Annotated in this window: 23 protein-coding genes and 1 pseudogene; 18 read left to right on the forward strand and 6 right to left on the reverse strand. The window is 43.2% G+C overall.

The genetic code is table 11. From position 1 onward, the window contains the following. Positions 1–156 precede the first annotated feature (156 nt). Entirely contained in the window at positions 157–966 is an 810-nt protein-coding gene (locus NSQ91_RS11140; protein ID WP_340917776.1) for a class I SAM-dependent methyltransferase, read from the forward strand. Here NSQ91_RS11140 and NSQ91_RS11145 read toward each other — a convergent pair. Next, complete coding sequence (locus NSQ91_RS11145; RefSeq protein WP_340917778.1) at positions 958–2,205, reverse strand: S8 family peptidase; 1,248 nt, start codon at positions 2,203–2,205, stop codon at positions 958–960. The genes NSQ91_RS11140 and NSQ91_RS11145 overlap by 9 nt on opposite strands. 166 nt (positions 2,206–2,371) lie before the next feature. On the opposite strand from NSQ91_RS11145, the gene NSQ91_RS11150 reads away from it, so the two are divergent. From NSQ91_RS11150 to NSQ91_RS11200, 12 genes and pseudogenes are all read left to right on the forward strand, one after another. Beyond that, positions 2,372–2,743, forward strand: coding sequence for a hypothetical protein (locus NSQ91_RS11150; protein ID WP_076129971.1), 372 nt, complete (start codon positions 2,372–2,374; stop codon positions 2,741–2,743). 196 nt (positions 2,744–2,939) lie between these two features. Next, on the forward strand, positions 2,940–3,641 hold the full coding sequence (locus NSQ91_RS11155) for a hypothetical protein (RefSeq protein ID WP_076280562.1): 702 nt from the start codon (positions 2,940–2,942) through the stop codon (positions 3,639–3,641). A gap of 25 nt (positions 3,642–3,666) precedes the next feature. Further along, the gene (locus tag NSQ91_RS11160) at positions 3,667–4,218 is read left to right on the forward strand and encodes a GNAT family N-acetyltransferase (protein WP_076129973.1); all 552 of its coding nucleotides are present in this window, start codon (positions 3,667–3,669) and stop codon (positions 4,216–4,218) included. 232 nt (positions 4,219–4,450) lie between these two features. Then, on the forward strand, positions 4,451–5,488 hold the full coding sequence (locus NSQ91_RS11165; RefSeq protein WP_081394070.1) for an ABC transporter substrate-binding protein: 1,038 nt from the start codon (positions 4,451–4,453) through the stop codon (positions 5,486–5,488). 16 nt (positions 5,489–5,504) lie between these two features. Then, on the forward strand, positions 5,505–6,494 hold the full coding sequence (locus tag NSQ91_RS11170) for a FecCD family ABC transporter permease (RefSeq protein ID WP_051491618.1): 990 nt from the start codon (positions 5,505–5,507) through the stop codon (positions 6,492–6,494). Between the two features lies 1 nt (position 6,495). Beyond that, the gene (locus tag NSQ91_RS11175) at positions 6,496–7,275 is read left to right on the forward strand and encodes an ABC transporter ATP-binding protein (RefSeq protein WP_076301194.1); all 780 of its coding nucleotides are present in this window, start codon (positions 6,496–6,498) and stop codon (positions 7,273–7,275) included. 44 nt (positions 7,276–7,319) lie between these two features. After that, the gene (locus NSQ91_RS11180) at positions 7,320–7,847 is read left to right on the forward strand and encodes a HugZ family pyridoxamine 5'-phosphate oxidase (protein ID WP_076129975.1); all 528 of its coding nucleotides are present in this window, start codon (positions 7,320–7,322) and stop codon (positions 7,845–7,847) included. 3 nt (positions 7,848–7,850) lie between these two features. Continuing rightward, a complete protein-coding gene (locus NSQ91_RS11185; protein ID WP_340917787.1) occupies positions 7,851–8,276 on the forward strand; it encodes a DinB family protein in 426 nt (141 codons plus the stop codon). A gap of 186 nt (positions 8,277–8,462) precedes the next feature. Further along, the gene (locus tag NSQ91_RS11190; protein ID WP_340917791.1) at positions 8,463–8,588 is read left to right on the forward strand and encodes a MerR family DNA-binding transcriptional regulator; all 126 of its coding nucleotides are present in this window, start codon (positions 8,463–8,465) and stop codon (positions 8,586–8,588) included. A gap of 9 nt (positions 8,589–8,597) precedes the next feature. Beyond that, positions 8,598–8,795 carry a MerR family DNA-binding protein gene (locus tag NSQ91_RS32010; RefSeq protein ID WP_445670798.1) on the forward strand — a complete coding sequence of 66 codons (198 nt, stop codon included), beginning with the start codon at positions 8,598–8,600 and terminating at the stop codon, positions 8,793–8,795. A 298-nt stretch (positions 8,796–9,093) separates the two neighbouring features. Further along, a pseudogene (locus NSQ91_RS11195) lies at positions 9,094–9,867 on the forward strand (alpha/beta hydrolase). A gap of 453 nt (positions 9,868–10,320) precedes the next feature. Beyond that, positions 10,321–10,911 carry a TetR family transcriptional regulator gene (locus tag NSQ91_RS11200; protein ID WP_076306293.1) on the forward strand — a complete coding sequence of 197 codons (591 nt, stop codon included), beginning with the start codon at positions 10,321–10,323 and terminating at the stop codon, positions 10,909–10,911. A gap of 24 nt (positions 10,912–10,935) precedes the next feature. Here the strand turns inward: NSQ91_RS11200 and NSQ91_RS11205 are convergent, their stop codons facing one another. Continuing rightward, complete coding sequence (locus NSQ91_RS11205) at positions 10,936–11,205, reverse strand: hypothetical protein (protein WP_340917794.1); 270 nt, start codon at positions 11,203–11,205, stop codon at positions 10,936–10,938. Between the two features lie 85 nt (positions 11,206–11,290). On the opposite strand from NSQ91_RS11205, the gene NSQ91_RS11210 reads away from it, so the two are divergent. The 3 genes from NSQ91_RS11210 to NSQ91_RS11220 all read left to right on the forward strand — a co-directional run bounded on the left by NSQ91_RS11210 (position 11,291) and on the right by NSQ91_RS11220 (position 14,169). Further along, on the forward strand, positions 11,291–12,034 hold the full coding sequence (locus tag NSQ91_RS11210) for an SDR family oxidoreductase (RefSeq protein ID WP_076129980.1): 744 nt from the start codon (positions 11,291–11,293) through the stop codon (positions 12,032–12,034). An 83-nt stretch (positions 12,035–12,117) separates the two neighbouring features. Next, on the forward strand, positions 12,118–13,203 hold the full coding sequence (locus tag NSQ91_RS11215) for a glycerol dehydrogenase (RefSeq protein WP_076129981.1): 1,086 nt from the start codon (positions 12,118–12,120) through the stop codon (positions 13,201–13,203). 105 nt (positions 13,204–13,308) lie between these two features. Then, a complete protein-coding gene (locus tag NSQ91_RS11220; RefSeq protein WP_076129982.1) occupies positions 13,309–14,169 on the forward strand; it encodes a divergent polysaccharide deacetylase family protein in 861 nt (286 codons plus the stop codon). Here the strand turns inward: NSQ91_RS11220 and NSQ91_RS11225 are convergent. Continuing rightward, entirely contained in the window at positions 14,156–14,908 is a 753-nt protein-coding gene (locus NSQ91_RS11225; protein ID WP_248549233.1) for an N-acetylmuramoyl-L-alanine amidase, read from the reverse strand. The genes NSQ91_RS11220 and NSQ91_RS11225 overlap by 14 nt on opposite strands. A 183-nt stretch (positions 14,909–15,091) precedes the next feature. Here NSQ91_RS11225 and NSQ91_RS11230 point away from each other — a divergent pair, with 183 nt between their 5' ends. Next, the gene (locus tag NSQ91_RS11230) at positions 15,092–15,280 is read left to right on the forward strand and encodes a YqzE family protein (protein ID WP_036689445.1); all 189 of its coding nucleotides are present in this window, start codon (positions 15,092–15,094) and stop codon (positions 15,278–15,280) included. 68 nt (positions 15,281–15,348) lie between these two features. Here the strand turns inward: NSQ91_RS11230 and NSQ91_RS11235 are convergent, their stop codons facing one another. From NSQ91_RS11235 to NSQ91_RS11245, 3 genes are all read right to left on the reverse strand, one after another. Next, positions 15,349–16,371 (reverse strand): hypothetical protein, encoded by a 1,023-nt coding sequence (locus NSQ91_RS11235; RefSeq protein ID WP_076129983.1) that lies wholly within the window; start codon positions 16,369–16,371, stop codon positions 15,349–15,351. A gap of 157 nt (positions 16,372–16,528) precedes the next feature. Beyond that, on the reverse strand, positions 16,529–17,593 hold the full coding sequence (locus NSQ91_RS11240; RefSeq protein ID WP_076129984.1) for a YqhG family protein: 1,065 nt from the start codon (positions 17,591–17,593) through the stop codon (positions 16,529–16,531). Continuing rightward, entirely contained in the window at positions 17,590–19,335 is a 1,746-nt protein-coding gene (locus tag NSQ91_RS11245; protein ID WP_076304829.1) for a DEAD/DEAH box helicase, read from the reverse strand. The genes NSQ91_RS11240 and NSQ91_RS11245 overlap by 4 nt, the downstream gene beginning before the upstream one ends. 404 nt (positions 19,336–19,739) lie before the next feature. Here NSQ91_RS11245 and NSQ91_RS11250 point away from each other — a divergent pair, with 404 nt between their 5' ends. Next, entirely contained in the window at positions 19,740–22,379 is a 2,640-nt protein-coding gene (locus NSQ91_RS11250; protein WP_445670799.1) for an adenosylcobalamin-dependent ribonucleoside-diphosphate reductase, read from the forward strand. The last annotated feature ends 1,808 nt before the right edge of the window (positions 22,380–24,187 follow it).

The raw sequence follows: 24,187 nt of genomic DNA on the forward strand, positions 1-24,187 counted from the left end.
CCATATATGCAACGAAGTTAATTGTCAATATTTTTAATTATTTTGGGCTGTATCCACATAAATAAAGGCTGCCCAGAATGCTCTGGATAGCCTTTTATTTGCACAACATATCTGCTATGATTTTGTCCTTGGTAAAAAAGAAGGGGGAGTTCAGCTATGAATGATTATGGTCCGGATCTGTTCAAAGATACTGCAAGCTATTACACCAGATATCGCCCGCTATATCCGTCCTCACTGATTCGATATCTAGTGGACAAATTCTCACTTCACGGAGAGGGCCGGTTGCTGGACTTAGGCTGTGGTACTGGGCAGTTAGCGCTAAGGTTTACGGATTGGTTCGAAGAAATCATTGGCGTAGATACTGAACTAGAGATGCTAGATGAAGCAAAGCTGTTATCACAGTACAACAGGGTTGAGAATGTTAGCTGGCAACAGGGGAGAGCGGAAGAACTATTCAATGACTGGGGTTCCTTTCGTCTCATCATGATGGCTAAGGCGTTTCACTGGATGGACCGAGAATCCATACTTGAAGTTCTCTATCATAGTTTAGATGATAACGGTGGTATTGCTGTAATTGATACTTTTAATGAACAACTAGAACCGTTACCTTGGCAACAAAAGGTAGAGGAAGTAGTGAAACGCTGGTTGGGTGACGAAAGAATAGCCGGAAAAAGTACATATAAACATCCCCAAGAAAGACATGAGGATGTTGTAAAGCGATCCAGTTTTAAAGACGTTAAAAGACAGGTATTACCGAGTTATTCCATCACTTGGACTGTTGATTCGATACTAGGAAATTTGTATTCTACGTCTTATGCTTCTAAGCGATTATTTAGAGATAACTTAGAACGTTTTGAAGATGATATGAAATCAGCTTTATTAGAAATAGAGCCTACAGGTATATTTACAGAGGAATTGTCGGTTTCCGTCATTACTGCCTTTAAAAAAGAAGCGGATTTACGATAAAAACCGCGCATTGATCTCACCGCATCCTGCTGTGTTAGGACTTAGTTTAAGGCGAAACGTGTTCTTTTTTAGTATGGATTTTACTTGCTTAGGCGTAAGAGAAGGATTCTTCTGGAGTAATTGCGCGATCACACCCGAGACGATAGGTGTTGAGACACTGGTACCGGACAGCACAAAGTAATCTTTAGCTATCCGCAAATAAGGCAGCTCGCGATCCAGCTTGGATCGTGGAGCACGAAGGGAGATGATCGTCTCGCCTGGAGCAACGAGATCTGGTTTCTTCCTTCCTCCCGGTGCGGGTCCGCGACTGGAGAACCAAGTAATTCGGTCGTCCGCTTGTGTGAGCGTGCGACGGTCATCCACTGCACCGACAGTAATTGCTGAAGGACTAATCCCTGGAGATTCGATCGTACTGCGTCCCGGGCCGCTGTTTCCAGCAGCTATTACAACGTTAAGTCCGGCTTTAATTGCTTTTTCTACAGCTTGGCAGAGTGGATCATCTGAACAAGGAAGATTCACCTTACCCCCGAACGACATCGAAAGAATACGAAGATTAAGTCTTCTCCGATTCGCAATACACCATTCAATTCCTTTAATGATTGTGGAGTCATATCCATCGCCATTTTTATCTAGTACTTTGACACCTACTATCCCTGCCTCTGGAGCAGGGCTTTTGTATTTTCCTTTACTCATCCATCCGTTGCCTGCTGCATCCCCTGCGATATGAGTTCCATGGCCGTTATCGTCATAGGGCTGTTTTCTATGATTGATAAAATCTTTAAAAGCAACTATACGGTTAACAGGGCGAAACAGGTCAGGGTGCCGATACACCCCTGTATCAAGAATGGCAATGTTGATGCCTTTTCCGGTAAGCCCCTTTTTCTTTTGGGCGGTTGTAGAACCAATGGATGGTGTCGCTATATTAAGGGATGTTTTTTTGACTTGATCCAAATAAATCTTTTCGATTCCATCCCAGCGGCACATCCGGTTCAGGCAGTTCTTTGAAACTTTGGATGATATCGAATTGAGCAGGTGAAGATGATGTCTGATCGGAAGGTCGTGGGATTTTAAATGCTTTTGTAAAGACTGTAGCTGGGCTGTAGTTATTTTTTTTTTGAATTTAATGATAACTGGAATGGTATTCGCTTTATGCCCTGGAAGATAGGAACGTTGAACTCTTTTTCTCAAGGAATGGTGCATTTTCGAATGATATTGCTCTAGCCATTTTTGACCGTTCATTAGTAATGAATCACCTCTTGAAGGTATTATATGCACTGCAGAGCTAGTGGACACGAAACTATGAAACTAGGGTTTAACATATTTTCAGATTTGTAGGTGAAAGAGAGGTCAAATCTTACGATTCTTGCATTTACTAACGTATCCTAAAAAGAAAGTGGTGAAGTAAATGGCAATTATTAAAAAACCAGTTAACAAGAAAGCAGTTATGGCTAGCAAAGTTCTCGCGGCTAAAAAAGCGAAAGCAGCTCCTACAAGAAAGAAACGTAGAATTAGACAGACTCTGGATAGATTTATTGTTGTTGCTATTGGTACAAATGCAACGGGTACACCTAAAGATACTACGGGGTGGACAGCTTCATTGAGAGCTGGAACTACAACGGTTACTGCTGATTTTGACGAATTTGGTGTAGTTAGATTTCCAACAATTAGCACCTTAACATCGGTACCTTATCTTCTCACTTTAAGAGATGAGAGTGGAGCTACTATAAGAAGTTTTAACGTTCCCGCAGACCGCGAATTTTTTGTGGCTAGATTCTAGTTTGGACAAGTCCTGATAGTAAACAGCATGTGTCGATTTTATATCGATGCGTGCTGTTTTTTTTATTTTTCTAACTTTGATTCAAGTGAGTGATTTGTTACAGACAAACAGATTGAGGGGATGCCATACTTTCAGCATCAGAATTTTGGGAATATAGTACAAAAATGGACAATATATAAGGCGGGTGAGAGGTTTCGTGAAAGAAAAAGGGAATATATCAGGTATTCAATATTTTTTATTAGGACTGCTTATATTTTTAATGTTAGGAATGGATATGTTCATCATGGGATTAGATCAATGGTTATGGGGGGATTTGTTTAATATAGACGACTTTTTTGTCAGCCCTTGGTACGTACTAGTTGTTCATTGGAGCATAGTTACCCTATTGTGGGCAGTAGGAGCTATGATGTTTCTACTTTGGTTCAGGAAGAGGAAGTTGATTGGACAGGTTATATCTTTGTGTTGGAGCTCTAAGGTCATTCCTTTGTTAATTGTAGCTTTTATATCAAGCTTTTTGTTCGCTGTGTTGGAATTTTGGATTAATGGGGAGAGCATTCCACAGATTTATAGGGAATATGAAAACTTCAAGTTAGAACATGGTTTTATGGGCATATGGGTTGCCTTGGTTCAAAACATATATTACATTGTGGAAGCTGTACTAGTTGTACTATTGGTTGCGCTAATGCAGCGTGCAGGAGAAGTATGGTTTAAGAATCCTTCTCTTCCTTATGGGGGAATAGGTTTAATGCTGACTTGGGGATTAGGTCATTTGACGCATGGTCTGCAAAGCGGCTTGTATATTACTGCTTTTTCTTTGGTATTTGGCTGGCTGTTTGTGAAAGCGGGCAAGCAGTGGTGGCCAAGTTTTCTGTTTATCTGGCTTGTATTTGTTTTATAATATTTAGTTTAACGGGGGGACACCATTGTACAATTCAGAGAAGAGAACAATTACTACGGAAAGATTGATTTTAAGACCTTTTGCATTGTCTGATGCACAGCGTGTCAGTGAGCTCTGCAATAATTATAATGTTTACAAAAGTACATTAACTCTACCTTATCCATACCCTATTGATTGTGCATTATCATGGATTGAAACACATGAAGTTGAGTTCAATAATGATAATTCATATGAATTCGCTATTACTGATAAAAATACAAACGAACTGTATGGTGCTATAGGTTTGAGAAATAACCGGACACACAGAAACGGCGAGCTTGGATATTGGATAGGCGAGGAACACTGGGGTAATGGATATGCTACAGAAGCAACAAAAGCGGTCATTAATTTTGCTTTTACAGAAAAACATTATCACAAAGTGTACGCCAGATTCTTTGCTTCAAATCCTGGTTCGGGACGAGTTATGCAAAAATCTGGCATGCTGAAAGAAGGCGTTTTGTTACAGCATATTTATAAAGAGAATGAGTTTGTAGACCTTATTCATTATGGGATATTAAATACGGGAGCTACTGACTAACGCTTGGATTTCATACACCACTATTTGAAGTCACGCCCATAGGGCGTGGCTTTTTTATTAGAAATGCTAGTTGGCTTCAACGGACAATAATGAAATTCCCTCTTATTTAAAATTAAAATAAAATTCTTGACACTTCTCATTGATAACGATTATCATAGGAATCGATAAGTGAAAATGAAAATCATTATCACTACATGAAACGTATAAATATACATATTTGGAGGGATAGATTTTGAAAAAAATATTAGTACTACTGGTTATTGCAGCGCTTACGGCAATGACTGCATGTTCGTCTACAAATACAGCGGACAATCCAAAAAATGAAGCGGTAACGAATACAACTGCTAATGAATCGAAAGAAGCAAATGCAGCAAAAACAACAGAAGTAGCAAATACAGCGGAAGCTGCCGGCAAGGTGTACAGTCTGGAGAATGATGGTGTAGATGAAGTATTGTTCAACGAAGCGTTAAGCCAATTCCCAGCCACAGTACCGGAGCGTATTGTAACAACTTCTGTACCGTTAACAGAAATGCTTTATTTGCTCGGCATAACACCGGTAGGTGTACCAACTTCAACGAATCCAATCCCTGCTGATTTCGAAACAATTGATCGTATTGGATCACCTATGGCGCCGGATCTGGAGGTAGTAACCAAACTCGAACCGGACTTGCTGCTGGGAGCGGAATCTCTTCGCAGCACGTTGGACAAATCGCTAGAAGGAATCGACCTACAAAAAGCATATTTGAGAACAGAATCATTCGAGGATCTAAAGCTTAGTCTCAAAGTATTAGGCACTTATTTTAATAAAAAAGATGAAATGAATGCTGCTTTAACAAAGATTTTGAACAAAGAAAATGAGCTGAGTCAATTAGCCGAAGGCAAAGAACTGCCAAGCGTGCTGCTCGTAATCGGAACCGCAGATTCCTTTATGGTCATGAGTGAGAAATCTTATTTAGGTAGCTTGGTTAAAAAGCTTGGTGCTGATAACATCGCAACTTCTGTATTGCAAGTTACTGACACTTACTCACCTATCAATATGGAGAACATTGTAGCCGCTGATCCAGACATCATTCTCGTACTCGCTTCAGGCGATCACGGAGCGACTGAGGATAAGTTCAAAAAAGAAATAGAGAAAAATGAAACTTGGACAAAGCTTTCGGCTTATGCAAATAACAAAATCAACATTCTAGATTACAGCGTATTCGGTGTCACTTCGATTATTAACGCGGAGACAGCCTTAACCGAAATTGCAAAATACTTCTATGAATAATTAAAGGAGACAGCAAGTGATAAATACATCTCGTAGCAGAATTATTGTTATTGTAACGTTAGCACTTGCGCTCGTTGCCGCTATAATTGCGATTGGACTAGGCTCAGTATACATTCCTATACCAGACATCCTAAGCACGATCTTTGGTTCAGCGGCAAAAGCGGTGAATGCGACCATCATATGGGATATTCGTTTGCCGCGTGTATTACTGGCGATGATCATTGGGGCAAATATCGCGGTTTCAGGTGCTCTTCTGCAAGCCGTGATGGGCAACCCACTTGCTGATCCAGGATTGACCGGTGTAACGAGTGGAGCGGCTGCATGTGTGCTTGTCATTATGCTTGCAGCCCCACAATATACGGAGTTCATTCCAATTGCGGCTTTTGTGGGTGGACTAATTGCTGCAGGGATTGTATATGCATTAGCGTGGAGAAGAACCGGTATTTCGCCCATCACTATTATTTTATCAGGAGTTGCTGTGAATGCTCTTTGCGGGGGATTAATAGGACTCCTGACCATCATGTACAGCGACAGACTTCCGGCAGCGGTCCAATGGTTAAACGGCAGTCTGGCTGCTAAAGGGAACAATGCCTTGATGATGGTTTTCCCGTATGCCATAGCAGGCTGGATCTTATCCTTTTTCGCGATCCGCAAGGCGAATATTATACGTTTAGGGGATCAGGTAGCTTCGAATTTAGGTGAAAATGTGGACCGAATTCGTATTCTACTTTCCTTGCTGGCAGTATTTCTAGCGGCTATCTCTGTAGCGGCTATTGGGATGATTGGCTTTGTAGGGCTTGTTGTGCCACATATGGCTCGATTGTTGGTGGGTTCAGACTATAAATTTCTTTTGCCGATGAGTATGGGACTTGGTGCATTGGTATTGTTGATAGCAGATACAGGTGGACGTACCCTATTTGCACCTTTAGATATTCCTGCGGGTATCCTTATGGCGGTGATCGGTGGACCTTATTTTCTATACCTGATGAGAAAGAAGGCGTTCTAACATGTTTACTGTCGATTCTATTTCGATTCGGTATGAGCAGAAAAACATTATTAACAACTTCTCTTTTTCCGTAAAAAAGGGTGAAATCGTCTCGATTATAGGACCAAACGGCTCAGGTAAATCTACATTGCTTAAGGCGGTATCACGGCTAATTCCATATCATACGGGTGCGGTCACACTCGATGGTACGGATCTAAAGTCTATGACTGCCAAACAAGTCGCTCGAAAAATGTGTATGCTGAGCCAGAAGAACCAAGCACCTAATGATATGACTGTGATCGATCTCGTCTCCTATGGAAGGTATCCACATAAAAAATGGTTCGAAAAATTAAATCATGAGGATATGGACATTGTCGACTGGGCACTGGAGAAGACACATTTAAAGGATTATAAGGATCGAGCCGTTTCCTCGTTATCCGGTGGTGAATCACAGCGTGCTTGGATTGCTATGGCCTTGGCGCAGCGTCCTTTGGTTATGTTGCTTGACGAACCGACCACTTACTTGGATATTTCGCATCAGCATGAAGTTCTTGAGTTAGTACGTGAGCTAAATCAAGACATGGGGATGACCGTCGTGATGGTGTTGCATGACCTCAATCAAGCCTCTACCTATAGTGATAGTATTGTTGTGGTGCAGGCGGGTGAAAAAGCGATGTATGGGACACCAAATGAAGTTATGACAACCGATATGATCCGGGATATATACCGAATGGATGCCGAAGTTCAATATGTTCCTACAGAGACGAAACCTCGTATTCATTTGCTAAGTACCGTTCGCTAGATTCGTGGCTAGATTACATAACCTATTAATGGAGGGATTTTATAATGAAGAAGCCTGTAGATGTTGAAAAAAATAAAGAAAACTATTTGCAATTTATTGCGAATCGTAAAAATCTGATTTTGAGCTTGATTGATGACGAAGGAAAACCTTTTATCAGCTATGCTCCTTTTGTTAAGCATGAAGGCAAGCTGTATATCTACATTAGTAAGATCGCCGAGCATTACAGATATATGGAAAATAACGATTTTGTAGATGCGCTTCTAATTGCAGATGAGTCTGCGACGAATAATAAATTTGCAACGGAACGTGTGCGGTGGAATTGCACATCAAGCAATATCGGGAATGACGGGCATGAGGAGATCTTTGAATTGTTTAATGCTGATCATGGGGCGGCAATGGTGAATTTGCTGCGTGGATTGGATTTTTCATTGTTTGAATTGACCCCTCTCCAAGGGCGTTATGTTGTTGGTTTTGGCTTGGCCTTTGACATCGACGTAGATGCGAACCTGTTCAACCATGTGGTGATCGACAAGAAAAAAGACGAAGAAGCCACTGTACAAGGGAGCAAATAATCTATGGCTTTCACTTCAGTGTTGCCAATCTGGCAAGCGGTGCAAACGCGATTTCATAAAATGGTGAAGACTTTGCCGGAAGAGGATCTTAACCTTAAGCTAGGGATCTCTACGATTGGAGGATTAATTCAGCATAATGCAGAAGTTGAGTTTATGTTCGCAGAGTGTTTTTTTGGAAGACCTAATCCTCAAGGCGACAAGGCGGCATATTCTACATTGAATGAACTCGTTGATCTGCTGACTGTTTCCAATGAGAATCTAACTGCTGCGATGCAGGAGCTTCCTGAAGAAGCGTGGCATGTGAGTGTGGAGTCGGCTTTTGGCACATCTACACCGCTTGAAGCGATAGGCAGACTTATGTATCATACAGGCATTCATGCCGGACAGATTTCGCTTATACAGAAAAATGCAGTTCGAAGTGAAGTATAGTGAATTGGGAAATGATTGATGAGAAAACGGCAGAAATGTCGTTTTTTTTGTGCGTAAATAAGGAGTTTTTAAAAAGGAGTTTGGGTAGTTGTTGACGTTCTTTTGATGTCCCTTTGATGTCCTTTTGATGTCCTCTGCAGCCTCTGGATTTGGTATAATGTAGGGGATTCTAAGGGGGCGCTGATTATGACAGAGTACTTGCGAGGCCAAATTGCCAAAATGGCGAATGTGAATATGGAGACGTTAAGGTATTATGAAGAGCTCGGATTAATTAGCACTCCCTTACGTTCGGAAGCTGGTTATCGTCTTTAATCGGATGAGGTGTTTAGCCGACTTGTTTTTATACATAATGCTAAACTGTGTGGTTTCACTTTAAAGGAAATTAAGAAGGCACTCACTAAATCTGAAAGCAGCGGCATTAGTATAGCTGATTTTGTAACTGTTGTGGATAAGAAAATGGATCGAGTCCGTGGCGAAATTGCAAAACAGGAAATAAAACTAACAGCCTCGCAGATTTGAGGAAAAATTTGTTAGCCACAGATAAACACCCAGGCGTACAGTCCACGCTCGAAATCCTAAAAATGGATTCTTAACTTGACCTTGTAGTCTCCTACAGACTTTACAATCTGAGTTGAAAAGAATTGTAGGAGGGATTTACGAGATGGAAAAGACAAGTACAGAGCAGCTTGCAGCGATCGAAGATTATTTGCGACAAAGCAACCGATGGGATAGCAAGGCTATCGGGCAAATACGGCAGGAGATGGCCGCGACGGCTGCGAACATGCCCAGTCCTACGGATGTTATCGTCGAGCGGGTCATGATTGGACCCTTAAGCGGAGAGTGGATTATTCCTGTGAATTCTGCTCCACCCGCTGATGAAGTGATCCTTTATTTCCACGGTGGGGGGGTTATTTCTGGGACTTGTGAATTTTATCGGGATTTGGTTACACGAATTGCAAAAGCTAGTGGTAAGAAAATACTAGTCATTGAATATCGCTTGGCACCAGAGTTTACTTATCCGGCTGCTAACGAAGATTGTATAGACGCTTATCTGTGGCTGCTCGCGAATGGATATTCTGCCGGGAATGTCGTGCTTGGAGGGGATTCTGTTGGAGCCAGCCTTGCGCTGATGACGTTGATTACTTTACGGGATGCGGGTGGAGAATTGCCGGCGGGTGCTTTTTTAATCTCGCCGCATACAGATCTCGTCCATTTGGATGGTGAATCGTATCTGAGTCGAGCGGAGTTTGATCCAACAGGCAGCTTAGACGGAAATAAACGAATAATTGATGTTTATCTAGGTGCTCGGATAGAACTAGCTCCTATATTATCTCCCTTAAGGTTGGATTTGTAGGGATTACCTGATTTACTTGTTCAAGTAGGCGACCACGAGGTATTGTTAAGTGATGCAACGAGGTTGGCTGAACGAGCACAAGCTGCGGATGTTCATGTAGAACTGGAAATATGGGAGAACATGTGGAGTGTCTTTCACTTTTTAGCTTATATGCTGCCAGAGGCGCAGCAAGCGATTGCGAATGTCGGTAAGTTTGTTAGGACGAGGTTAGATCGGATTGAGCAAAAAAGCAGCTGATATTACCCGCCTTCTTGAGAGATCAAGGAGGTTTTTTGGTGAAATCGTAGGTTAGCAGAAGGTGGATTGCTAGATATTGGGCTTCTTCATCGTAACGGACCGTATTGCAGCTATTTGCTCAATTTAGCGTGTTTGGCTAACTTTTCGGACTGCATAGCTCTTATTAGCACATTAGAATGCCGAAAAGGTGGGGATTTGGGTGAATAGCCGCATTGGAGTCCGATAGCATGGCGAATTACGGTGATTTTTGAAAATAAGGGCTCCTCAGTCCGAATTCATGTAGTACGGGGCTACGGAGAATAAGATACTAAACTGGGACCTAAGTTTAATAATTGGGTGCGAGTATATACTGATAATGATTTAACGAATGACAAAGTGGTAATATTGTCAGTTCGTTTTTGAACATAATATGCTATGATAATTACCACCAGAGATAGAGCGAGGGGAATACATATGTCGAATGATCTTCCATTATCAAAAGAAAACATTTTGGACGCGGCTGAACAAGTGCTCCGGCGTTTTGGCCCGGACAAGACTTCTGTTGTAGATGTAGCGAAGGTGCTTAAAGTAAGTCATGGTACGTTGTATAGACATTTTTCCAGTAAATCTGCTTTGCGAGAAGCCGTAACCGAAAGATGGTTGCAGTATAATATTTCAGAGCCTTTAAAGAATATTTCAGAGCATTTTGATGGGAATGCCAAACAGCAGCTCCGATTATGGATGGATACGCTGATTCGTAGTAAACGCACCTATGCTGTGGATGATGCCGAAATGTTTGCTATGTACGCAGCTGTAACTTTAGAAGCGGTAGATATGATTACCCTACACGTAGATCAATTAATTGGGCAAATCGCAGGCATTATTGAAAAAGGCATACAATCCAAAGAGTATAGAGTGGTGGAACCAGTGGTAACGGCTAGAGCAATTTTTAATGCTACTTCGAGGTATCATCATCCAGCACATGCTATAGAGTGGCAGTCGGCTACGATTGATCAGGATTTCGCCTCCGTTTGGGATTTGATTATTTCCGGGATTTCTTTGTAACATCTACTTAAAACCTTCTGAGACTCAGGAGGTTTTTTTGTGTCTTAAAGAGGTATAAATCCCGTAGATATGATTGAATTGTGCGAGTTGCTGCGAATGAGCGGTATAAATCCCGTTGAATTGATTGAATTGTGTGACTAGCAGCAGATGAACGGTATAAATCCCGTTGATTAGTCTGAATTGAGCGACTAGCGGCGAATGAACGGTATAAATCCCGTAGATTAGGCTGAATTGAGCGACTAGCGGCAGATAAACGGTATAAATCCCGTGTGCAAAAACGAATTCAAATGACAAATATTAAAAAATGTCACTTGTAATTTGTAATCGATCGATTTATAATCAGACCAACAAGAAGGACAAAGTGATAGGAGGAGTAATTATGAATCAGAATTTAGCTGGAAAAGTAGCATTAGTAACAGGTGCATCGAGAGGCATGGGCCGGGAGATTGCGGAGAACTTGGCACAACAGGGTGCGAAGGTGGTCGTTAACTATTCGAGTAACCCCGGCAAAGCAGAGGAAGTCGTAACCGGTATTAAACAAAAGGGTGGAGAGGCCGTCGCTATTCGGGCAGACATCAGCCAGGTGGCAGAACTTGAACAATTATTCCAAACCACACTAGAAGCCTATGGACAACTCGACATTCTCGTCAACAACGCCGGGATTATGATTACGAAGCCGATACTAAATATGACGGAAGAAGATTTCGACAAGCAGTTTGCGATAAATGTAAAAGGCACCTTTTTTGCTTGCCAGCAAGCAGCTAAATATATGAATGATAACGGACGGATTATCAATTTTTCAACTTCCGTTACGGGTCAAATGTTCCCGACCTACAGCGTCTATGCAGGAACTAAGGGAGCAGTGGAACAAATCACTCGTCAGCTGGCCAAAGAATTTGGACGAAAAGGAATCACTATCAATGCTGTTTCACCTGGACCTGTGAATACGGAGTTATTTACCGTAGGGAAATCAGCGGAAGAGATTGCGACCGTGGGGAATATGAATTCCTTTGGACGTTTAGGCGAGCCTGAGGATATCTCAAACATTGTGTTGTTCTTAGCCAGCAAAGAATCACAGTGGGTTACAGGTCAGACGATCCGTGTGAATGGTGGATTTATTTAAGCTGGTGGTTAAAGGGATCTTTTTAATAGCTGAATGTGGTCAATCCTTCTAATATGAATGTAAATAAAAGGAGGAGTGAAAACATGATGCAGATCATCTGCTCACCGACTAAATATATACAAGGACATGGTGAAATTCGTAAGCTGGGAGATTATTGTTTGCAGCTAGGAGCGACAAGAGCTTATGCCATTATTGATCCTTATATTTTCTCTGTGTACAAAAAAGAGATCACATACAGTTTTGAAATGAACGAAATGCCACTAGTGATGTGTGAATTCAAGGGCGAGTGTAGCCGTAATCAGGTCAATGAGATAGTTGCAGCACTTGGCTTGAAGGATACCGAAGTCATTATAGGGATTGGCGGCGGCAAGACCTTAGATACGGCAAAAGCAGTAAGCCACATGAGTAACCTCCCGGTAGTTATTGTACCCACAGTGGCTTCGACGGATGCACCTTGCAGTGCTTTATCAGTGTTGTATACGGATGAGGGAGACTTTGACTGTTATCTTCCATTAAAAAGAAATCCTGATCTGGTTATCGTAGATGTCGATATCATTGCTAAAGCTCCTGCAAGATTACTTGTTGCCGGAATGGGAGACGCTTTGTCCACTTTTTACGAAGCAAGAGCTTGTCGAGAATCTGGGGCAATTACACACGCAGGTGGGACTAGCACAATTGCAGCCCTTTCATTAGCTCGTGCCTGTCTGGATACCCTTCTTGCAGAGGGTGAAACGGCATTAAAAGATGTTAAGCAAGGCATCACCTCTCCTGCGGTGGAACATATCATTGAAGCCAATATTTACTTGAGTGGCATTGGGTTTGAAAGTGGAGGACTTGCTGCGGCGCATGCGATTCATAATGGATTGACGCTGCATGAGGTATGCAGGAATACTCTTCATGGTGAAAAGGTTGCTTTTGCTACGATCGTTCAGCTTTTACTGGAGAAAGCACCATATGAAGAGATTGATCAGGTGATTGGTTTCTGCAAAAAAATCGGTCTTCCCGTTACTCTCAACGATCTTGGAATTACCAGTAAGGATATTGATCCATTGATGATGGTGGCGGAAGCTAGCTGTTCTGAGGATAGCCCCATCTGGAATATGCCCTTTGAAGTTCAAGCTGTGGATGTGCTGGAAGCAATTCTTGCCGCAGACGCGCGGGGACAATAGAAAAAGCCCGATTGTAAATTATTGCGAACCCTCCCCGTACATATTTAACCTTCGTGAACCAAACAATGAGAACAATTGTTTAAGACGAAGGAGGCGTTCCTCTTGATGAAGGATAGTCGAAAGTTCAAACGTTTTTTACTAATTTGGATTGCTGTTGCTGCTTTAATGGTTACTTTAATCGTTCCCGTGACAACGTCTGTTTCAGCTGCCGAGTCCAGAGACAACCCTACAAACACACCAAGTGAAGAGAAGACATCTCAACGTAATAAGGTCGTAATTATTATTGACGATTTCGGCAATGGCATGAAAGGGACGGATGAAATGTTTTCGCTGCCAATAAAGCTTACTGTGGCGGTTATGCCCTTTTTGCCTACATCTGTGAAGGACGCCACACGCGCGCATGAACGCGGAGATGATGTTCTGGTTCATTTGCCAATGGAGCCCCGCCAGGGTAATCCTAAATGGCTTGGACCGGGAGCTATACTGGCTAAGATGTCTGATGAAGAAGTGCGTCAAAAGGTGGAAGCCGCGCTCGATAATGTGCCTTATGCTATCGGTATAAACAACCATATGGGCTCTAAGATTACCGGGGACGAACGGATTATGGGTGTGATTTTAGCCGTCTGCAAAGAGCGGGGATTGTTTTTTGTGGACAGTAAGACCAACTACCGTTCTGTTGCTGGCAATATGGCTTATCGAATGGGGCTGCCGCGCGTAGAGAACCATATCTTTTTGGATGATACACACACAGCTAATCATGTGCTGAAACAAATGGGTCTAGTAAATAATCTGGCGAAGGATCAACGATTCTGCGTAACCATTGGTCATGTTGGTGTATATGGAAAAGAAACCGCCGCAGGCATCCGCAGCGGTGTTGAGCAAATAAAAGGTGATGTTGAATTTATAGGCATATCTGATCTCGTTAAAAACGAAATGAAATGGAACTCGAATCCTACACTTCCATAAGATAAGCTACTATGCCGCCAGCAATTGCTTCAGCAATTTCTTGTTGCCCTTTAGGGGTGCACAGCTTTTCGCGATCTGTCGGACTGCTTACAAAACCCGCCTCAACAATTACGGTTGTGGCGGTTATTTTGTTGAGTAAATAAAAAGGTTTACCCGGTCTTGTCTCTGCCTGGATATTATAGAGACTGTTTAATTGTTGCTGAATGGTCTGGGCGAGGATAAAGCTGCGCCCTTCTTGGCGATATAATACAAGCGGACCATGCTTGGATGGTGAAGGTGCCCAGTTAACATGGATGCTGACGACTACAGTAGCTGGTAATGTCTCAGCCAGCTCTTTACGCTGGGCAAGGTCGCGCAGATGCCGGGATTTACTGCGCAGCCAGCGGTTCTCATCGCTTGGAGCGTAATCTCCATTACGATTTAAGGCAACGTCAAATCCATCGCTGCGCAGCAGCAGAAATAATCGGCGTGAGATATCTAATGTAATATCCTTTTCAAGAATGTTCCCGTAGGAAGTTCCTCCGTCGATCCCCCCATGTCCTGCGTCAATTAAGATCATCCGGTGACCGTGGCTTAAGAGATGCTGACGTTCATCATTCACTACGGGTTTGGATGGAGTTGCAGAAGCATATGCACTCCCCATAAACAGCATTAGAAGTCCAACTGTGGTTAAAGTAATACGCAAGCTACATATTGCAGCTGCTGTCTTGGAATAAGCTTTATTTCTCCCATTGTTCAAATGAACTCCTCCTTGCATGTGAATAACCTCGTGCCCTAGATTCTTTGTTAGATTGTGCTTTAATAGGTAAACCTATTCGAACAATTCGAGACAAGAGTTTAGATATATGCTCGGTGGTGCACACTAAGAGCATGGAACGACGCTGGCTATCTTAATTCACTTACAATGTAGGAGGTGTTACAAATGGCTTCCGGCGGCGATGAGCTTGTAAAGTATATCACTGAGAAGGTAGTTGTTTATATCGAGGATCCGCGTGCCATTCATGCTCGTAGAGCGGCTACAAAGCAGCCGTGGTCACAGAAATGGTTCGGTATGCTTCCGCTTGGTTGGTCGATTTGGCGAAGCAAATGGAGCCACAGTGATAAGGATTGAATTTCACAAATAACAAATAACCTTCCAGTGCCTTGTCGAGGGTGGCAGCGGAAGGTTATTTGTTATGTTTAGTTATAGATATTTTTGTCGGGCAGCTTGTGTAGTGTTCCGATAGCCTGCAAGGCAGTGAGTGGCAAATACCGTCTTCCTTCTGGCCCTGATGCTGCATAAACGGTAGGCATGTTGTTTATTGCTTGTGTTTTATTCGAAGCAGGCAACCAGTTTTGATAACCTGTAATCATGAAAGGTGCCCCTACGATATCATTTCGGCCAGCGGCTTGATAAGCAATACTTTCCTTGGGACGAATCAGTGCGGCGATATTGTCACCGTCTACAGCAAGCAGTTTTGGGGAGGTCAACCACATGATATCTTTATAAGGATCATCTGTTCCCCCGCTTTGATATACCGAAAGCGGAGACAAATCAGTAGTTAGGTTAGTGATTACATCCGTTTCTGTCTGCTGTCCTTTAAGCACTTCTTCCGCTTTACTTAGCGTCCACGGTAAAACTTGCGGCACGGAAGCATTGATAAATATTGTCTTATCGTCAATGACGATTTTCCATACGGGTAGAAGTGGTGCATATAAGGCTGTGAGTTTTATTTTTCCTGTATAAGATGAAGGTATAAGTCCTTCCTGCACCAAAAATTGGCGCAGTTCTAATAAACTATAGGGGAGTCCGTAAGTGCCAGTTCCATATTCGCTAAGCATATAACCACCTTGATCCGTAGCGGAAATGATCATGTAGCCGATCCGCTGTTCACCTTTCATAACGTTGACAAGCCAGCTATGAGTACCTGGACCCAGAGGATAATATTCTATTCCTGCGTCCTTCCAGGCTGTAAATGGAGCTTCTGCTGCGAGCTTGTTCAGTGTACTCTTGGCAAATTCTTGGACCGTACCGGGTGAAGGTAAGATATCCATCTGCAGTACAGGTATCAAATCCTGTGTGACTGAATCAACTACACTTACTCTGGAAGCGGCAAGCGCAGAAGAGGAACCGGAGCTCGTTGCGATGAGTCCGATGCATAGAAGCAGGAGGAAGCAGCTTTGACCTGCAAGAAGCAGCCTCCGCCGTACACTTATTTTCATGGCGTCGTTCACCTTTCTTTGTTATGAAATATCAGAAAGTAAAAAGCTTCCTTTTTATTGTAGAGGACAAGCTATAAAAAGGCTGTTGCTTGCTGTCGCGCCGGAAGGCGGCATTTCCCTTGTTTTTTTGCCTGCTTTTAGCGAGTAGGGTCGCATTCTATAGGCTCCGCAGATGAAACAGTCCATAGGTCACCGCAGAAACTGCGATTTGCGGCTCATATTGCCAAATGGTCTCTTGTCGACGCCGATTATACTGCTCTTGAGTCGCTAGGCGTTTTTCTTCGTCAGGCTCCTTCAGCAACTCTCCATAATAGACATCAATGATGTCCAGTTCAACCCTTAGCCGCTCACGTGCCTGTTCTGCCCAAGTGTAGTCCAGTTCGGCTAACTGAGCGGTAAGATGAGTTTCCAATAAGTCGGTAGCGGCTGCTACTGTCATTTCATAAGGCTGGATATGCACATTTTCCGGTAAGCGTGGCATCATCTCTTTTGTGGAAACTTTTGCATTAAAGTCATCAATGATGGTTCCCTTTGTTAGGGAGATGCCAAGATAATGGAGTTCTTCACGTTTCAAATCGCAGCTCATCTCCACTTTATAGCAGACACTAAGCCATGGCTCGTAAGCGGCAGAGAACAGCGTGTTTCGCTGCCTGCTGCCCGGGTCCTCAAATAAGTAAAGGCATTTCCCTTCGTCCCGAGCGGCGTTCCAAATCTGTTGCAATCGCTTGCTTCCGTAAATAATATCCTCTCTGCGGATCATTCCTGGCCCAATTCGTGGGAGTGCCGGCACAATGCCGAAGTAGCGGGCTAGGATACTTTCCTCCGGGTCAGTAGATGGAGCATTCACTGCTTCTGAGCCCGGGGAGGCGGATTCGAGTAAGTCAGTGCTGGCCTCTGCATCGTTTGTTCCGCCTGTAGTTAGGCTTCCGGTGACAACTTGATTCAAAATGCCAGCACTACGATTTGCAATGGGGGGAACCTCTACTGCAGCTTGACTGTCGTATTTTTCCGGATCAAAAACAAAGGTGAAAGAAAGGGTCTCAGGATCTACACCTGTGCGCTCCACGAATCCCCAATAATACGGCCGGTCGGTAAGCATTTTGTCAGCTCTAGGTGATAATTTCACAGTTACGTGAAGGGGCGAAGCCTCAATGATGGAGCATTCAGTGGCTTCAAGATAGTCCATCACATGCTTGCGTACTTCCTGTGCGGTGAGGGTCATGTCGCAGTCCCACTTTCTTTTTTAATACCCTGTGTCAATTCACTGAGGGATTCACCAATATGGTCCAGCTCATGCCGCAATTCTTCGTCGGAGCGGGATTCGAGCATGATTTTGTATAAACTTTTCTCCAGCGATTCCTTCTTTTCAAAACGTTCCAGGATTACATCCAGCCCGCCAATCACCATTTCAAACATATTGATTTTTTCATGCAGCAGATGCAGGATATGTTCTTCAATCGTGCCTTGCGTAGACAAGTTGTAGATCACTACGTCATTTTCTTGCCCTAACCGATGGACACGTCCGATACGTTGCTCCACGCGCATGGGATTCCAGGGCAGATCAAAGTTGATCATATGGTGGCAAAATTGCAGGTTAATTCCTTCACCACCGGCTTCCGTTGCAATCATAACTTGAGCGCGGCCGCGGAAAAGATCCATCATCCAATCTTTTTTTCCACGGTTCATTCCGCCGGAATAAGAGACACACATCAGCCCATGTTCACGGAAATAGTGTAGTAAATACTCTTGAGTTGCTCGATATTCCGTGAAAACGATGACCTTTTCATTCATTTCTTGAATGAGGGCTAAGGTTGTTTCAGCTTTAGTGTTTGTTTTAACGGTACGGAGGGTCTGTAGCAGCTCCATCATCCGGTCTCTTTTTGGGGAATCCGCAGGCAGCTTTTTGATCAAATTAACTAAAGTGATAAAGACGGCATCCCGGCTGCTGCACACCTCACGTTGAAGGGTTACCAGAGAAAGCATGCTGCTAAGATTGCCGCCGGATTCCTGATACTGGTCTTTGACAAAGGAAGTAACACTGTTATACAAATCTTTCTCTTCTTGGGAGAGAACTAAGGGGATATTACGGACTTTTCGTTTCGTGAAATTAACTGGACCTTCACCACGGCGATTGCGGATCATGACCTTCGAAAGCTCGTCCCGCAGTTGACCTTCATTCTTGGGCTGGCGTTTATCAACCACGAAATTCGAGGCAAAATCGCCCTGATTTCCAAGTTGCCCCGGCTTCAGTATAGTGATCAGATTAAAGAGTTCGCCCAGATCATTCTGAACGGGAGTCGCGGTGAGCAGCAGGCAATATTTTTTGCGTAATTGCTGTACAAATAGATAATTGGTCGATTTTTTATTCTTCAGCTTGTGAGCTTCATCAATGATCAACATATCGTATTCATTTTCCAGCAAGATTTCCTTATGAGGATCTCGTTTGGCGGTATCCATCGATGCGACGACTATGGCGTTGCCCCACGAATAGGCTTTTTTCTGAGCGACAGCAGTGATGCCAAATTTCGCATTTAGCTCACGAACCCATTGCAATACTAGAGAAGCAGGTACGAGAATAAGCACTTTGGAGACAAGACCGCGTACCAGATATTCTTTGAGCACCAGTCCTGCTTCAATGGTCTTGCCCAGTCCAACCTCATCTGCAAGAATCGCGCGGCCTGACATTTCGAACAGAACCTTATGCGCTGTATCCAGCTGATGGGGAAGTGGGGACAAGCCGGATAAATGCTTCATACATTGCAGCTCATCGAAGCTCGTTACTAGACCTGTTTCCTCTCCTTGTACGGCAAGCTTAGATAAACGGTAGTCTCCCCATGGGCCGCCCTTTTCCAATTTGAGCTCCAGATCTTGCAACCAATTCCGGTCAAAAGAAAGAGGAACAGGCAGTATTGGCGCGGGTGTTCCCCCTTGCTGGGGTAGAGAATTACGGAATAATTGCGTCATAATGCAGCCTCCTCAAGCTCGGATTTATATCACCATTCGTAAGAGTAGTATGCTCGTAAACGAGAGAATTCATAACCTCTTATTTTTCACGATAGCCTTTAAAAAAGAGAGCAAGAGCGAGAAAAAGCAGCAACGTTTGCGATAATTCGGCAACTTGACTCTATTTTCGAATAAGACCTTCGATACAATATGTGGTATAGTTTAAAAGCTGACGCACACAATATATTGTGACAAAAGCTTGAAAATGTATTTTTTATAGAGTGCTTAGCTGGTATTTGTTATTGACAAGATGAGCTTCCTACATACACCTGTTAAGCAGTGGAGGATGGTAAGGGGGTTTTTGTTGTGGGCCCATACCTTGGACCGGAAACTAATATCTACTACACATGCGGGAGGTTTTTTTATTGAGTAAAGTGGAACGTAAGCAACGCCTTGAAGGGCTAAGTGAAAAAATATTTTTGGATCGTTATGCTTGGAAGGATGCAGACAGCAACAATGCTAAAGTAGGCGATGTTGTATTGGTGCTGACCAAAGATGATCCGAAGTTTCCAACTAAGGAAGTCGGAGAAATTGTGGAGCGCAGTGGTCGAATCGTAACTGTAAAGACACGCAGCGGTGAGTTTGTGAAATCGGATGTTGAAAAGTTGACCCTTAATATAGAAAAAACTCCTGAGGAAATGTGGGACCGTCTATCCACAGCGATGGCTTCTGTAGAGAAGACACCTGAGCTTCAAGCAGAATGGGCGGGCAAATTCCGTTCAATCCTAGATGATTGGAAGCTTGTGCCGGGTGGACGTATTGCGGCTGGTGCAGGTGCTAGTGAAGAATTAACATTGTTCAACTGTTATGTAATCCCTTCTCCAAAAGACAGCCGTGGCGGCATCATGCAGACATTGTCTGAAATGACGGAGATTATGGCCCGTGGTGGCGGTGTGGGCATTAACCTGTCTTCATTGCGTCCTCGTCGTGCGATTGTTAGAGGGGTTAATGGTTCATCCAGTGGTTCCGTATCTTGGGGCGGTTTGTTTAGTTATACTACGGGGCTTATTGAGCAAGGCGGCAGCCGTCGTGGCGCGCTCATGTTGATGATTAATGACTGGCATCCCGATGTTGAGGACTTCATTACCGTGAAGCAAACGATGGGCCAAGTCACTAATGCTAACCTTTCGGTATGTGTGAGCAATGGTTTTATGAAGGCTGTAAAAGAAGATCTGGACTGGGATCTCGTATTCCCGGATACAACCGATCCTGAATATAACGAAATGTGGGATGGCGATCTCGACAAGTGGAAAGCTGCCGGCAAAAACGTTATCCATTATCGCACCGTAAAAGCGCGTGACGTGTGGCGTACGATCATTGAATCGGCATGGAAATCTGCTGAGCCAGGCGTCGTGTTCATGGAATACTATAACCAGATGTCTAACAGCTGGTATTTCAACCCGATTATTTGTACGAATCCTTGTGGAGAGCAAGGCCTGCCAGGCTGGGGAGTCTGCAATCTGTCTGCGGTGAACCTGTCCAAGTTCTACGATGAGAAAAATCATGATGTAGATTGGGAAGATCTTGCGACTACAACCCGTTATTCGGTCCGTTTTCTGGACAATGTAATTGATAAAACACCTTATCATTTCCCGGAAAATGAAGCGAATCAGAAAAAGGAACGCCGCGTGGGTCTCGGAACCATGGGATTGGCGGAGCTGATGATTAAATTGAACATCCGTTACGGCAGCCCGGAATCGTTGGAGTTTCTGGACAAGCTATACGGCTTTATGGCTCGTGAAGCCTACCTTGCTTCGGCAGAAATTGCTGGAGAGAAGGGTTCCTTCCTAGCTTTTGATACTGAGAAATATCTAATGAGCGGCTTTATGAAAAATATAGTCGAAGCGTATCCAGAGGTTGGCGAAGCGATTCGTGAACATGGTATGCGTAACGTTACAGTGATTACACAAGCACCTACAGGTAGTACAGGTACAATGGTAGGTACTTCTACGGGAATTGAGCCTTATTTTGCCTTTAAATATTTCCGTCAAAGTCGTCTTGGCTATGATGAACAGTTTGTTCCAATCGCTCAAGAGTGGCTGGAAGCTCATCCGGGTGAAGAGCTGCCTGACTACTTTGTAACTTCGATGGATCTGTCAGCTAAAGATCATATCCGTGCGCAAGCAGCGATCCAACGCTGGGTAGATAGCTCTATTTCCAAAACAGCGAACTGCCCGTCTGACTTTACGGTTGAGGAGACGGCTGAGCTATATGAAATGGCCTTTGATCTAGGATGTAAGGGTGTTACGATCTACCGCGATGGAAGTCGTGATGTTCAAGTTCTGGAAACCACGAAGAAGGAAGACAAAAAAGAAGCTGCTACGGTTGCAGCAGAGGAAGTTACAACTACTGTAGAAGCAAGTACAAGTGTTGTAGCAGCAAGTCCAGCGCCTCAAGTGACTACAAAAGAGGCGGATAAACAATACAAAAAACGTCCGCAGGTTCTGCGCGGCGCTACCTATAAAATCAACACACCATTTGGGATGGCATATATTACGATCAATGATCTTGATGGAATACCGGCTGAAATCTTCCTGAATGTAGGTAAAGCGGGTTCTGACGTATTTGCTATGGCAGAAGCATTAGGCCGCGTCTGCTCCTTGTTCCTCCGTTACGGAGATCATGGTGAGAAAGTGGAGCTGTTGATTAAACATCTGAAAGGCATTGGCGGATCAGGAGCTATCGGCTTCGGCGCGAACCGGGTTGAATCCATTGCTGACGCTGTAGCTAAGGCACTGGAATCACATGTGCTGAACAATGCTCATGATGATCATGTACCTGCTCCGATTGCGGCAACTTTGGAGCTGGAGGATTTCAATGAAGCATTAAATGCGGAGTTGAAATCGAGCGTTCCGTCAGCTACGGAAGATGGACATGGTGGTCATCATGGACATAACCATGCTACGGCTTCCCGTGACCTTTGCCCATCCTGCGGCAGCGCCTCGCTGATTAATATTGAGGGTTGTAAGACTTGTGGCAATTGCGGTTATAGTCGTTGCGGGTAAACGGTAGAGCCGATAAGTGTTTTGTGGGAAAATGTGTGGTGGATCACCAAAGCTGCGAAAACGACCAAGAAATCTGCGAAAAATGGCTCATGAAAAGTGAGAAAAATGGTCGGCACTCAATATTTTGTATAAATATTCATTTAGGTATATTTATATGTTGCATTGAATAATTATTCAAACGTTGTTATGTGTTTGATTCAAGCAAACAATTATATTATAACTATACAAAAGGTCCCGATTAGGAAATTTCCTATATCGGGACTTTTATCTGATGTTGGATAAAGCCACTCCACTAACCCTAAGGAAGTATTCCCTCGAAGGGTGTGCATCCACCTGTTTATCCAATACCATACTGTAGTGTATTACAAAAATGCACTGAAGGGGCCCTTCTGAAGTGGGACATCGCTTTAAACAAGGCTTATCAGACTTTGTAGGAGATTAAGGAGGAGCGAAGAGAGTCCTTTACTACCAACCTTCTGGTCCAGCCATCCATCATCCGCGCTATACCAGGCAGACCATCAACTATGTATTGCAACAAAATTTGTACTCGCTGGTTCCACAAAGGGAAATATCCATGTGCGTGGCCGAATCTTGGAAGTCGCAAAGGAACTTCAGAACGCATTCATCATCTGCCGGATAAGAGATTGTGAAGGGAATGAGTGAGGAGTAATATTTCACATTTAGAAAGGCGATGTGTTGCAATCATAATTATTTATACGAAGACCAGCCCGGTTTACTATTTACATGTAGACGACACCCTGTCTTTGTTGAAAATTTGAACTACCACTATGTTCCTTTTTCCTGCTCTGGTGAATGTATAGTCGATTAAGACAATTGAGTCAATCACAAGCTTTTATATAAGCTCTCACAGTCTGGGGGTCATAGGGACTGTAATCTGGAATCAACTGACTTTTTTACTTATTGTACAGACAACACAAGGCAGTTGAACAATATTCCTCCGTTAATGAAGATCACGAAATTGCAAAGCAACTTTTATATGCTTATTTAAACCCTCAGTTGCCTCTTAATGATAAATTAGAGCAAGCAGAGGGCGCCTAGGATATGAGAAAAATGGCACGTGAAAAATGAGAAATCAATGAATTTTGTTACATTAATATTCAATAGAGCATATTTATGCTGAATTTTGCAATGACATTCACTTTGTTTTTCTTTTGTTTCTAAGATTAAATACAATATAGTTTTATTCTCAGAAATTTGTATTGGAAAAATAAATAACTATTCAAAAAGTCCCGATTAGGAATTTCCTATATCGGGACTTTTTGAAGGTAATAAATTATGTTTGGCATTTTTTATTATGTCGAATATCTTTATTGGAATTATAAGTAAATGAGTCGATGACTCTCATATTAGGGAGGGAGCAATTAATGCCGCAATTTGCTTTTTTGGAACCGTTTGATGGTTGTGAGTAGGTTATCCCTAGTGGAGAGCTAGAAGAAATAAGCGAGCAGAGATTTATAATATGAGATACAGAGAAAATAACTTCTGTAGAAGTAGCCAATTTGAGCGTCAGAAAAGCCATTTAATTTGCCCAATCTGTGATGAGCGAGATTTTTTCGTATCAATGAAATTTATTGCGGTATTTATATAAGTTGATGATATAGATGGAACATTAAGTACAAAGGGCATTTTAATGATGATTGCTCCATTGGACTGTAGAAACAATTCCTGTGGATGTTTGAGGCTGTCGAGTGTGAGGCTCGAAGATACCTAAATGTATTTTCCCGTCGGCCTGCTCCCTTAAGGGAGCATTTTTAATTGGTATAGCGTCAAGATATCGGGATTGAAAG

This window comes from Paenibacillus sp. FSL R7-0048 (assembly GCF_038004505.1).
GTDB classification, from domain to species: domain Bacteria; phylum Bacillota; class Bacilli; order Paenibacillales; family Paenibacillaceae; genus Paenibacillus_AQ; species Paenibacillus_AQ odorifer.